Here is a 13,555-nt window from a genome sequence, read left to right as displayed (position 1 = left end):
CGGTTACGGCTGGTAGCGGATGTCAGCGTCGACGCTGCTACCGCCGGCCTTGCCATCCTTGCCCAGGCTGACCAGCTCATACGGCTGGCCTTCGCCCGGTGCGCGGTATTCCAGGGCGTGGCCCCACGGGTCGTTCAGGTCGGCCGGCTTGGCGTACGGACCGAGCCAGCCGCCAACACCGGCCGGTGCGGTCACCAGGTCATTGAGCGAGCCGGGCAGCTTGCCGGTGTCGATCTGGTAGTTGTCGATCTTGGACGCCACGGTCTGCACCTGCGCCTTGGCGATGTTGGCCTTGCCACGGTCGGCACCGCCCAGTACGCGGCTGGCGACCAGGGTCAGCACCGCGCCGATCAGCACGATGACGATGATGATTTCCAGCAGGCTCATGCCCGACTGGTTGCGCGCGGCGGTGAAGGAAAGGCGGATCGGTCGGCGACGGGCAATCATGGACGGTCCTTTCAGTTGCGGAGTGTCGGGGTTGCAGGGAGTGCCATCGTCAACCGATGGCATTGGTCAGGTCGTACAGCGGCACCAGCACGGCCACGATCACCGCGCCCACCACCGAGGCCAGCACCAGGGTGATCGCCGGCACCATCGCCGCCAGCAGGCGGTCGATGCGCCGGGCACTATCCTGTTCGAAGGTGTCGGCGGCCTTCAGCAGCATGGTATCGAGGGCGCCGGATTCCTCGCCGACCTGGATCATCTGCAGGGCCAGGCGCGGGAAGCGCTTGCCGCGCGACAGTGCCAGCGACAGGCCGGCACCATTTTTCACTTCATCGGCGGCCGCTTCCACATCGTCGGCCAGCGCGCGGTTGCCCAGTACGTTGCGCGCGATGCCCAGTGCGCCCAGCAGGGGCACGCCGTTGCGCAGCAGGGTGCCCAGCGTGCGCGCCAGGCGCGCGGTCTCCAGTTCACCGACGAGACGGCCGATGCCACGGCGATGCAGCAGCCAGCCATCCAGCGCCAGCCGGAACGCGGGTTGCCGCGCCTTGCGCTCGAAGAACAGCGCCAGCAGCGCCGGCACCACCAGCAGCAGCACCCACCAGTCGCGCACGAACAGGCCCAGCTGCAGCACCGCATTGGTGAACCACGGCAGCGCCACGTCCAGGCTCTCGTACATCTGCGCGAACTGCGGCACCACATAGCCAAGCAGGAACAGCAGCGCACCGCCCACCACCACCAGCAGGATCGCCGGGTAGACCAGTGCGTTGATGACCTTGCCCTGCAGCGCGCGGCTGCGCTCGAGGTAGTCGGCCAGGCGTTGCAGGGTTTCATGCAGGCTGCCACCGGCTTCGCCGGCGCGCACCATGTTCACGTACAGCCGCGAGAACAGACCATGCTGGCGTTCCAGCGCGGTGGACAGCGGTGCACCGCCGCGCACCACGTCGCGGATGTCGGTGATCGCGCGGCGTGATCGTTCGTCCTCGGGCAACCCCAGCAGGATCGACAGCGCGCGGTCCAGCGGCTGGCCGGCACCGAGCAGGGTCGCCAGCTGCTGGGTGAACTGCAGCAGGGCAGCGCCCTGCAGGGGGCGCTGCTGCAGCAGGTTGCGCCAGCTGCTGCCGCCGATCGCGCCGGCGTCGGCCAGCTGCGTCTCCATCGGCAGGTGGCCCTGGTCCTGCAGGCGCGCGATCAGCTCGGCCTCGCTGGCCGCTTCCATCTGCCCGTCGAAGACCTCACCGTGCGGATTGAGCGCCTTGTAGCGGTAGTTCGGCATGTCAGCCCCTGCGTCCTGCGCGCATCAGCTTTCCTCGGTCACGCGCAGCACTTCCTCGATGGTGGTCTGTCCGCTCAGCGCCTTGGACAGGCCATCCTCGTACATGGTGCGCATGCCGGCTTCGCGGGCGATGCGCTCGATCTCGCCCATGCCATCGCGACGCATCACCGCACGCCGCAGCGCATCGTTCATCACCAGGAATTCCATGATGGTGGTACGCCCCAGGTAGCCGGTCGGCGCCAGCGCCGAGGGCTTCGGGCGGTAAAGGTGGATCGGCCCCTCCGGCTGCAGGCGGCGCAGCTCGAAGCGTTCGATCTCCTCTGGCGAGGCTGCGTAGCGTTCGGCATGGGTCGGCTCCAGCCGGCGCACCAGGCGCTGGGCCAGGATGCCGTTGATGGTCGAGGTGAGCAGGTAATCCTCCACGCCCATGTCGAGCAGGCGGGTGATGCCACCGGCCGCATTGTTGGTGTGCAGGGTGGACAGCACCAGGTGGCCGGTCAGTGCCGACTGGATGGCGATGCGCGCGGTTTCCAGGTCGCGCATTTCACCGATCATGATGATGTCCGGATCCTGGCGGACGATGCTGCGCAGCGCGTTGGCGAAATCCAGGCCGATCTGCGGCTTGGCCTGGATCTGGTTGATGCCCTCGATCTGGTATTCGACCGGATCTTCAACCGTGATGATCTTGACGTCGGCGGTGTTGAGCTGGCTCAGCGCGGTGTACAGCGTGGTGGTCTTGCCCGAGCCGGTCGGCCCGGTCACCAGCAGGATGCCGTGCGGCTGTTCCAGCACCTTGCGGAACTGCGGCAGGAAGGCGTCGGTGAAGCCGAGCCGGTGGAAATCGAAGACCACCGTTTCGCGGTCCAGCAGGCGCATCACCACGCTTTCGCCATGCGCGGTAGGCACGGTACTCACGCGCAGGTCCAGCTCCTTGCCCTGCACGCGCAGCATGATGCGGCCGTCCTGCGGCAGGCGGCGCTCGGCGATGTTGAGCCGGGCCATGATCTTGATGCGGCTGATCACCGCGGCGGTGAGATTGGCCGGCGGGCTCTCGCCCTCCACCAGCACGCCATCGACCCGGTAGCGGACTTTCAACCGGCTCTCGAACGGTTCGACATGGATATCCGAAGCGCGCAGTTCCACCGCACGCTGGATCACCAGGTTGACCAGACGGATCACCGGCGCTTCCGAAGCGAGGTCGCGCAGGTGCTCGATATCGTCGACCGCGCCGCCCTCGCCATCGGCGGTTTCCACGATCGCGCCCATCGCGCTGCGGCCCTGGCCGAACCAGCGCTCGACCAGGTCATCGATCTCCGCGCGCATGCCCAGCACCGGTGTCACCGGAACCCCCAGCGCCAACTGCACGGCCTGCTGCGGATAGGCATCGTGGGCATCGGCCAGCCACAGACGCACCCCGTGTTCATTCAGCTCCAGCGGGCACACATGGAACTGCTTCAGGAAACGCAGCGACAGCGGCAGTCCCTCGGCCAGCGCCTGCGGCGGGGCCTCCGGCACCTGTTTGCCCTCCAGCAGCGGCAGGCCCAGCACCTCGGCGCTGGCCTGTGCCTGGTCGCGTTCAGACACCAGGCCCAGGCGCACCAGCAGGCCCAGCAGGCTGCCGCCGGCCTCGGCGTGCAGCGGCCGCGCGCGCGCCAGGTCTCCTTCCTTGAGCCGGCCGCGTGCCAGCAGCGCATCCAGGATGCGGCCTTCGGCATCGTCGGTAACGGTTGCAGCGAGCGCGTTCACGTGACTCTCCTGTCAATCGGACCGACTTTAGCAGTTAAGCCATGATTTCCGCCGCCCTGCCGCCAGCTTTCGTAAAAAGACGAAGCCCGTCACACAGGATGACGGGCCTCGGCCGTTCAACTACGACACGTCAGGTTTACTGCGTGGCGAGGATGCTGACGCCGTTGTAGGCCGCTTCGCCCACCACCTTGATGTAGTAGGTGCCTGCCACCGGCTTGTTCACCCGTACCGTTTCGGACGTGCCGGGACGGGTCGACTTGCCATCGTTGTCGCTGGCGCTCGGCTCGCGTCCCTGGGCGATGTAGACCGACACGTTGCCGGTGCCACCGTAGGTGATCACGCTGAACTGCTTGCCAGCGGCTGCCTCGAAGCTGTACAGGCGGCTGCTGCCAGCCGTACCGTTCAGTCCCCCCACCGCGGCCTTGTTGGTCAGCGGCGTCGCCACCGGCCCGCAGTTCTCGGTGCACGGCTCTTCCAGTGCCTTGGCCAGCGCCGCCTTGGCATCGACGATGCCGGTGCCGATCGGGGTGGCGGCCGGAATGCTGACCGGGAACGGGCGCGCGGTTTCCTTCAGCAGCGCGCGCATCGCGGCGGGGGCCAGCGGATCCTTGCCCTTGGCGATCAGCGCGCTCTGCACCAGTGCAGCGACGGCAGCCACGTGCGGCGAGGCCATCGACGTGCCGCCCATGCCCATGTAGCTGTAGCTGCCCGACTCCGGCGTGGTGGCCGCATCGGAACCGGACTGCCAGACGTAGCCGCCGGGATTGCCATCGACGCTGCCGCCACCACCCGGACCGGACAGGTCCACGCGGGTGCCGTAGTTGGAGTAGTAGGTGATGCCGCCGGTGATGCGGGTGGCACCGACGGTCACCACGCCGTCGCAACTGGCCGGACGGTACTTGGATGCGTTGTCGGTCTCGTTGCCGGCCGCCACGACCACGGTGGTGCCACGCGAGATCGCGCCATTGATCGCATCCTGGTAGGTTCCGTCACAGCTGCCGCTTCCACCCAGGCTCATGTTGATGATCTCAGCCGGGTTGGCATTGGCGGGCACGCCCGCCACGGTGCCGCCGGAGGCCCAGGTGATGGCGTCGGCGATATCGGAAAGGTAGCCACCGCACTTGCCGAGCACGCGGACCGGCAGCACCTTGGCCTTGTGCGCGACACCGGCCATGCCGACGCCGTTGTTGGTCTGCTCGGCCACGGTGCCGGCCACGTGGGTACCGTGCCAGGAGCTGTCCTCCGCGACGGAACCGGTGTAGCACTCGTTGTCGTTCTCGACCCAGTCACCATAGTCCTGCGCACCTGGCACGCGATCGTTGGTGGCGCGGCGCGACGTCTCGGCATCGCTGATGAAGTCGTAGCCTTCCAGCAGGTTGCCGACCAGGTCCGGGTGCTGTGGCAGGATGCCGGTGTCGAGCACCGCCACCACCACGCCCTCGCCCTGCGATACATCCCACGCCGACGGTGCGTTGATGCCACCGGTGGCGTTGTGCAGGTGCCACTGGTACTGCTGGTAGTAAGGGTCATTCGGCGCCAGCGCCGGCTGCACGTCACCGGCGCGCAGTTCGCTGCGGCGCAGCTTCACGTCGGCCTCGGCGTACTGCACGGCCGGATCGGCCTTCAGTTCCTTCAGCACGCGCTGCAGTTCCGCAGGCGCCAGGCGGCCCTGCAGGCGGATCAGGTCGGCACCGACGCCGAGCCTGCGCACGACCTGCGGGCCAAGCGTGCTGGCGCGGGCGGTGCCACCGGACAGGCTGGCGCGGGTCAGCGCGGACTGCACGGCGGACAGCTTGGCCGAACGGTCGCCCGCCGCAGCGGTGCCAGCACGATACTTGACGATGATGCGCTCGGCGCCCGGCTCGGCGGTGCTGGCCTGGCGCACCGGTTCACGGGTCGGCAACCCGGCGGCGTGGACGGCACCCACCGCGGTCATCGACAGCACGGCGGCGGCAAGCACATTGATGCGAAGGTTCTGCTTCTTGATCACGTCGAAATTCCTCTTCTGGGTCATGGATCGAACCAACACTGCGGCCATCATTCCTTGACGACTCCCGGCCGGCCCAGCCGGGATTGCCGTGACCTCCCCCCAGGCCCTGATTGCAGGTTTGGCGCCGGCGTGGGTGGCCGCCGGCGCAGTGGTTTGGCTTACCAGCCGAAGCCGGCACCAACGCCGACCGAGCTGTCGTCACTGCTGAAGGCACCGCCGAAGGTGACCGTGGCGCGATCGCTGATCGCACGCTGGTAGCCCAGCGACAACGCCGACTCGCCGCCCTGGAAACCGATGCCGACGCCGACCCGGTTCTGGGTGCGGATGCCGGCGGCACTGGTGGCCATGTTGAGCATCGCCGCACTCATCGCGCCCTGGCGGTCGATGCGGCGATCCATGTGGCGCAGGCGCCCGTCGATCTCGCCCTTGAACACATCGAAGCTGTCGGCGACGGCCTGCACGCGGCTGTCGGTGTAGCTGTTGGCAGTGGCCATGCCACGGTCCAGCTGGCCCTTGTTGACGGCGTCGGTGGCGGTGGTGCCTGCGGCGACGTTGGTGACCTGGCGTTCGTTGCCTTCGCTGCCCACCGACACCGTATTGGCACGATCGGCAACCGAGCCCTGGCCCAAAGCCACCGCGTTGGCAGCCGTGGCACTGGCACCCTGGCCGATGGCGGTGGACGAGGCGCCACTGGCCACTGCGCCCTCACCCATGGCGACGGCATTGAAGCCCGTGGCCGGGGTGCCAACCGGAATCCCGGCACCGGCGGCGGCGGCCGTCGGCGTGCCCTGCACGCGTGCGGTGCTGGCCGGTGCCGCGTCGGCGGTGGCCGGTGCGTCGGCGACGCTGGCCAGCGGGCTTTCATCCAGCGAGGCACTCATCGAACGCAGGCTTGCCGTTCCCGAACGCGTGCCTCCGGCGGTGCGGCGATCGATCTCGCTGACCTTGCGGTCCAGCGCACCGAGCGCATCGCCGACGTTGCTGTACGTCGCGCCCTGGATCACGTAGTTCGGCGCCACGAACACACCCTGCATGCCGACGCTGGCGCCACCGCCGAGGAAGCTGGCGGCATCACTGAGCGACTGGAACAACTGCCCGCCATTGATCGCCTGGCGGCTGCCGGCGGCGATGCTGCCGGCACCGACGTTGTCGATGGTGGTGCCCTGGAAGCCGGACAGGGTCAGGCGATCACGGCTGGCGTCGTCATAGCCGACTGCACTGGCCGCCGTGGTCTCGACCGTCGCGATGCGCGAATCGAAATCGCCCACGCGGGTTTCCACTGCGCCCACGCGCTGGTTGGTGACGTTGAGCTGTGACCCGGTGACCGCATCGGTGCTGCCGGCGGCGATGCGGCCGTCGGCCACATTGACGATCCGCCGCGTGGCCGGGCCGGCGGTGCCGTTGCCACCGCCGACCGAGACCACGTTGGCCTCCAGCGCACGCGAACCGGCACCCAATGCCACTGAGTTGTTGCCGCTGGCGCCGCTGTTGGCGCCCAGTGCCAGCGCCGCGTTGCCGATGGCCGTGGCACCACTGCCCAGCGCATTGCTGCGGCTTCCACTGGCGTTGGCGTTGCCGCCGATGGCCACGGCATCCGTGCCGGTGGCACTGGCGGTACCCGAACCGTTGGCCTTGAAGCGTTGGCCGACCGCATCGGCGGTGGCGGCCACTGCATCCAGCTGGCCCTTGTTCACCGCATCGTTGGCCTGCGTACCGGCCGCGACATTGGTGAGCTGGCGGTTGATCGCGCTGTGGGTGACTCCGGCAGCATCGACCCACTCCTGTGCGGCACCCACCGACACTGTGTTGGCACGGTCGGCCAGCGAGCCCGCACCCAACGCGACGCTGTTGCCGGCGTCCTTGGTGGTCCAGGTATTGCTGCCGAGCACCGTCGCGTTGCTGGCCTGCGCGTAGCTGTTGTAACCGACCACGGTGGCGCCGTCTTCGGTAGCCCACGCCTCACTGCCGATGGCGGTGGTGAACCGGCCAGCACTGACGCTGGCGGCATCCTGTCCGGCCAGTGCATTGAAGCCGACCGCCACGCCGTTCAATCCGGTCGCGGCGTTGTTGCCCAGAGCGGTGCCGTACTCGCCAGCCTTGGCCTGCACGCCGAAGCCGGCGCCGGCGATCTGCGCAATGGTGCCCTGGCCCACCGCCGTGGACACGTCGGCGGCCTGCGCGGCACTGCCTATCGCGGTGCCGAAGAAGCCGGCGCTGGCGCCTGCACCAAACGCCGTGGCACGCCAGCCATTGGCCTGTGCGAAGTTGCCGACTGCAGTGGTTTCGCGACCATCGGCGATCGCGCCGTAGCCCACTGCGGTGGCCGCCAGGCCGGCGGCCTCGGCCATGCCGCCGACAGCGGTCGCCCCGATACCCTGCGACTGCGACTGCGCGCCGATCGCAATGCTGGCGGCGCCGCCGCTGCTGCTCTGTGCACCCAGCGCTACGGCACCGCCTGCGGTGCTGCTGGCACCGCTGCCGATCGCCACACCCTGCTCGGCCGTGGCCAGTGCGTCAACGCCGACCGCCGTGGCATTGGCCGCGACCACCGTTGCGCCGCTGCCCAATGCGGTGGTGCCGTTGCCAATCGCATTGGCCGCATTGCCAGCGGCGAGCGCGTCGTCGCCCTCCACCCGTGCACCGGCTTCGCCATCGGCGTTGCCGCTGGCCTGGAACTGCCGGCCAGTCCTGTCGGCAACGCTGGCAACCGCGTCCAGCTGGCCCTTGTTCACCGCGTCGGTGGCCTCGGTGCCGGCTGCCACATGCGTCACCTGGCGCTCACCGCCCGCGGTGCCCACGGCCACGGTATTGTCGCGCTCGGCCTTGGAGCCGGCGCCCAGCGCCACGCTGTTCAACCCACTGGCGGTGGCACTGGCGCCCAGTGCCGTGCCATCTGCGGCATCCGCCCACGAATTCCAGCCGATCGCGGTGGCGTAATCTTCGGTCGCCCAGGCGCCGGCACCGAAGGCCGCCGCGCCGGTGCCGCTGGCACGCGACGGGATCAAGCCGAAGAAGGTGCTGCCACCAATGGCCACGCTCTCCTCGCCACTGGCCTCGCTGGACTGGCCCACGGCCACGGCACCGGTACCGGCTGCGGCGGCACCGAAGCCGACCGCGGTGGTGTTGGCCCCGCTGGCGGCCGAGCCGTAGCCCAACGCGGTGCCGAGGCGTCCGCTCGCTTCGGCATAGCCACCGACGGCGGTGGTGCCATCGGCAGAGGCGGCACTGCGGAAGCCACTGGCCAGTGCCTGCGTGCCACTGGCGTTGGATTCGGTGCCGGTCGCGGTGCTGTACGCACCACCGGCCTGCGCACGCGCCCCTACCGCGCTGGCGCCGAGCTCGCTGGCGCTGGCGCCGGTACCGAGCGCAAGGCTGTCTTCGCCGGTGGCCTGTGCGGTACTGCCCAGTGCTGCGGCGTTGTTGCCGGTGGCCAGCGCATCGATGCCGACCGCCGTGGCGTTGGCGGCCAGTGCATTGGCGCCGCTGCCGAGTGCGGTGGCACCGTTGCCGATGGCGTTGGCCGCATCACCGGCCGCCAGCGCGTTGTCACCCTCGACCAGGGCGCCGGTTTCACCCTCGGCGTTGCCACTGGCCTGGAACTGCCTGCTGGTCTTCTCCGCTGCTGCGGCTACGGCGTCTAGCTGGTTCTTGTTGACCGCATCGGTGCCCTGCGTGCCATCGGCCACGTTGGTGATCTGGCGGGTATTGCCAGCACCGCCAACCGACACGGTGTTGTCGCGGTCCGCGATCGAATCGGCACCCAGCGCCACGCTGTTGGCAGCGCGCGATTCGGCGGCGTTGCCCAGTGCGGTGCTGTTGATGCCGCCGGACCAGGCGCCGCCACCGACGGCGGTGGAGTAATTGCCCGATGCTTCGGTGGCCAGCACGCCAAACAGCGAACCACCGACGGCGACGCTGTTGGTGCCGGTGGCCAGGCTACCCTGGCCGGTGGCGGTGCTGTAGGCACCCGACGCCTCGGAGTCGCCGCCCAGCGCCACGCTGTTGGAACCGGTGGCACTGGCGAAGTTGCCGAAGGCGGTGGCGTTGAACGCCGATGCCTGGGAATAGCCACCGATGGCGGTGCTGTAGCCACCGGTCGCTTCGGCGCCGATGCCGAACGCTGCCGACGCCGTGCCGCTGGCGACGCTTTCGCTGCCGACCGCGGTGGCGCCGCTGCCGCTGGCATTGCTGAAGTAGCCCACCGCCACGGCTTCCTCGCCGGAGGCTTCGGACAACACACCGTTGGCGGTACTGCCGGCACCACTGGCGATGCTGGCGGCACCGAACGCCGCGCTCTGCTCGCCGCTGGCTTCGCTTTCCGCACCCTGCGCGGTGGCGTACTCACCGGTCGCCTGTGCGTTGGCACCGACGGCGCTGGCGTTGGCGGCGCTGGCCAGCGCGTTGAAACCGATTGCCTGCGCGTTGTTGGCCAGCGCATTGGCACCACTGCCGAGTGCGGTGGCACCGTTGCCGATGGCGTTGGCCGCATCACCGGCGGCCAGCGCGTTGTCACCGTCCACCAGCGCACCGGCCACGTCACCGCCGCTGCCGCTGGCCTGGAAGAAGCGGCTGGTGGTGGTGGCGGTACTCGCGACCGCATCCAGCTGTGCCTTGTTCACCGCGTCCGTGGCTTGGGTACCGGCAGCGACGTTGGTGATCTGCCGCTCGTTGCCACTGCTGCCCACCGACACCGTGCGTGCACGGCTGGCAACCGAACCGGCACCGAGCGCGACAGCATTGCTGGCGCTGGCGTTGCTGCCGGCGCCCAACGCAATCGCACTTTCACCGCCGGCCACCGTGTTGGTGCCGATGGCAATGCTGTTGAGGCTGTTGCCCAACGCCTGGAAGCCCAGTGCCACGCTGTTGTCGCCATAACCGAATGCGCCGCGACCGACTGCGGTGGAGCTGGCACCATTGGCCCAGCTGTTGTAGCCGATGGAGGTTGCGCCACTGCCACTGGCCCAGGCCGCGTTGCCGAATGCCGAGGCATTGGTGGCGGTGGCCCACGCACCCGAACCGAACGCTGCTGCGCCACTGGCCGTCGCCCAGCTGTAACCACCGACAGCGGTGCTGTCATCGCTGCTGGCGAAGGCGCTGTCACCGACCGCGACCGCATAGCTGCCGGTGGCGCGCGACTTGCCGCCTGCCGCGAAGCTGTTGTCGCCACTGGCCTTGGCGGCATTGCCGAACGCGCCGCTGGCAGCCCCGGTGGCCTGTGCACCGCTGCCGACCGCCGTGGCATCGGCGGCCGCCGTGGTGCCCACCTGCTGCGCCTTGCCGTCGGCGCCGATGATCGGCTGGTTGTACTCATCGTAGGCCTGCCCGAGGCCACCGATGGCAACACCGCCGTTGCCGGTGGCGCTGCTGTTGCGACCCACCGCCACGCTGTCATCACCGATCGCCGACGCGGCAGCGCCATGTGCAACCGCGCCGGCGCCAATCGCATTGCTCGACGAACCGGCCGCGACCGCGCCTTCGCCCTCGGCGAACGCACCGGCATCACTGCCCGCTTCGGGCTGTGCCTGGAAGAAGCGCGCGGTGCCGTCGGCGGTGCTGGCCACCGCGTCGAGTTGGGCTTTGTTGACCGCATCGGTGGCTTCACTGCCCGCGGCAACGCTGGTGATCTGCCGCTCGTTGCCGGCACTGCCCACGGCCACGCTGTTGGCGCGCACCGCTTCGGAATTCGCGCCGAGCGCGACGCTGTTGGCACCACGTGCAGTGGCGTAGTAACCCACCGCGGTGCTCTGCGCACCGCTGGCCCAGGTCTGCGCACCGAGCGCGCTGGCATTCTCACCCGGGGCATAGGCGAAGTAGCCCACGGCGGTGGATTCCACACCGGATGCTTCGGTCAGGCTGCCGTTGGCCACCGCACGATCACCGCTGGCGATAGCGCCGGCGCCGACCGCGGTGGCGGCTTCGCCGCTGGCCTGGGTCTGCACGAAGAAGCCCAAGCCCGGAATCAGGTCGGCCGGGCCGCCGATGGCGACGCTGCTGCTACCAGTGGCGGTACTCTGCGTACCCAGTGCGGTGGAGTAGTCACCGATGGCATTGGCGACCGCACCGAATGCGGACGACTGCGCACCGGCGGCATACGCGCCAACGCCGTAGGACGACGCCGCAAATCCACTGGCTTCGGCACTGGCACCGACTGCAGTGCCACCGACGCCTGCGCTGGTGGCGCCGGTTTCGACCGGCACGCCACCACTGGTGATCAGCGGATTGCCATCGGCATCCACTGCAGCACCACCGACGGCGACGCTGCCCGGGCCGTTCGCCTGTGCGTTGTTGCCGAACGCGGCGCTGTTCTGGCCTGACGCCAGCGCGTTGTTGCCGATGGCGGTGGCGTTCTGCGCAACGGCCGTGGCACCGGCACCCACGGCGGTGGTGCCATTGCCGATGGCGTTGGCCGTCTCGCCGGCCGCCAGTGCCTCGTCACCTTCGGCCAGCGCGCCCGCATCGCTGTTGCGGCTGCCCGTGGCCTGGAAGTGTTTGGCGGTGGCATCGGCCACGGCGGCCACGTCCTTCAACTGGCCGACATTGACCGCGTCGGTATCTTCAGTACCCGCCGCGACGCTGGTGATCTGCCGGGTCAGGCCATATCCGGCGGCGCCGACCGACACGGTGTCGACACGGTCGGCCAGCGAGCCGGCTCCGAGCGCCACGCTGCCGGTGGCAACCGCCGCCGAGTTGGACCCCAGCGCGGTGCTGTACTCACCCACGGCGGTGCTGAACGCACCCACCGCGATCGATGCTTCGTTGGCGGCGGTGGCGCCTCGGCCCAGTGCGGTACTGCCCGGGCCCATCGCCACGGCACCGCCACCCACGGCAGTGGCGCCATCGGCGGTGGCTTCGGACAGCGCACCCAGGGCGGTGGCCGCGCCATTCTCGCTTGCAGCATAGGCACTGGCGCCGACGGCGGTGTCACCAAGACCGAACGCGGCAGCACTCTGCCCGACCACCACGCTGGCGTCACCGATTGCCAATGCGCCCTGGCCGAACGCGCTGGCGCCCAGGCCGGCGGCAATCGCCTGGGTCCCGATGGCGGTGGTGGCATTGGCCAACGACTGCGCACCGGCGCCCGCTGCAACCGCGCCCTGCCCGTCGATCTTCGCCGCGTCGCTGTCATCACCTGCGCCATCGGCCTTGAAATAGCGGTTTCCATCTGCGGCGACATCCGCCAGCGCGGCCTGCGTGGCGCGCGCCTGCGCATCCAGCTGTGACTTGTTCACCGCATCGGTGGCCTGGGTACCAGCGGCCACGTTGGTGATCTGCCGTTCCTTGCCGGCGTCGCCGACGGACACGGTATTGGCCCGCGCTGCTTTGGAGCCAGCGCCCAGCGCCACGCTGTTGGCGGCGCTGGCATTGCTGTTGCTGCCGATCGCCACCGCGTTGTTGCCCTTGGCCGTGGCCGAGCCTTCGATCAGGCACTTTTCCAGCAGCTTGCCGCTGAATGCGACGCAGGTAGCGCTGCCGCCGATCTGCACTGACTGTGCAATGGCGGAACCGCTCATGCCCAATCCCAATACCAGGCCCAGTGCCACCGCCAACAGCGCGGGCGTGGCCTGTGTCGTATCGCGGCGCTGGTCGACAACACCACCGCTGCTGTCGGAGGAGGCCAGTTCCGAGGCCACCACCAACTGACCCAATGCTTTGTTCCAGACCTTGCGATAAATCCGATTCATCGGTACGGCTCCTGATTGGACTGGTTTTGGGCAAAGCAACGCCACCGCCGGGCCTTGTGGCCCAACGTCCCCTGGGGGCGTTTATTCGCGTGATTTACTGCGGGGTATTGCCGAACGGCGCGCAGCGACAGAAAACCGAGCGCGTGCGCCGAGCGGTTACTGCGGAATGAATGGTTCTGAAACGGGGTTCAAGTGTTAACGGCAACTTTGCAGATCGTCAAGACTTTGACACGACAAATGCTATTGCCGTGAAGCAGTTCACCGTTTCACGTGTTTATAAAAGTATTTTGTTAGGTACACGTGACGGACCGCTGGCGCATGAAAACCGATGTAACTAGCGGGCGCGACAAGGGTTTCACGCGTGCAAAGAAAAACCCGCCGACGAAGCGGCGGGTTTTTCCATACGCGGTGGCATTGCGG

Annotated in this window: 5 protein-coding genes; all 5 read right to left on the bottom strand. The window is 68.7% G+C overall.

The genetic code is table 11. The features are described from left to right. Positions 1-3: 3 nt before the first annotated feature. Positions 4-447: a type II secretion system major pseudopilin GspG gene (gene gspG / locus AC10QF_RS07790; protein WP_005415225.1), complete on the bottom strand. Its 444-nt coding sequence runs from the start codon at positions 445-447 to the stop codon at positions 4-6. Positions 448-496: 49 nt separating this feature from the next. Then, positions 497-1,717 carry a type II secretion system protein XpsF gene (gene xpsF, locus AC10QF_RS07785; RefSeq protein WP_494542016.1) on the bottom strand — a complete coding sequence of 407 codons (1,221 nt, stop codon included), beginning with the start codon at positions 1,715-1,717 and terminating at the stop codon, positions 497-499. A 24-nt stretch (positions 1,718-1,741) separates the two neighbouring features. After that, positions 1,742-3,463 (bottom strand): type II secretion system ATPase GspE, encoded by a 1,722-nt coding sequence (gspE, locus tag AC10QF_RS07780; protein ID WP_053499707.1) that lies wholly within the window; start codon positions 3,461-3,463, stop codon positions 1,742-1,744. A 136-nt stretch (positions 3,464-3,599) separates the two neighbouring features. After that, positions 3,600-5,453: a S8 family peptidase gene (locus AC10QF_RS07775; RefSeq protein ID WP_111177562.1), complete on the bottom strand. Its 1,854-nt coding sequence runs from the start codon at positions 5,451-5,453 to the stop codon at positions 3,600-3,602. A gap of 158 nt (positions 5,454-5,611) precedes the next feature. Beyond that, entirely contained in the window at positions 5,612-13,135 is a 7,524-nt protein-coding gene (locus AC10QF_RS07770; RefSeq protein WP_111177558.1) for an ESPR-type extended signal peptide-containing protein, read from the bottom strand. Positions 13,136-13,555 lie beyond the last annotated feature (420 nt).

The organism is Stenotrophomonas maltophilia complex sp. Om-AH-Sm3 (assembly GCF_059337855.1).
Note: the sequence above shows the minus strand (reverse complement) of the source record. Positions and strands in the feature narration are given on the sequence as shown.

Bases quoted from the DNA above. Each gene is read 5' to 3' on its own strand.
- AC10QF_RS07770 (WP_111177558.1), bottom strand. From the start codon at position 13,135: ATGAATCGGATTTATCGCAAGGTCTGGAACAAAGCATTGGGTCAGTTG.
- gspG (WP_005415225.1), bottom strand. From the start codon at position 447: ATGATTGCCCGTCGCCGACCGATCCGCCTTTCCTTCACCGCCGCGCGC.
- xpsF (WP_494542016.1), bottom strand. From the start codon at position 1,717: ATGCCGAACTACCGCTACAAGGCGCTCAATCCGCACGGTGAGGTCTTC.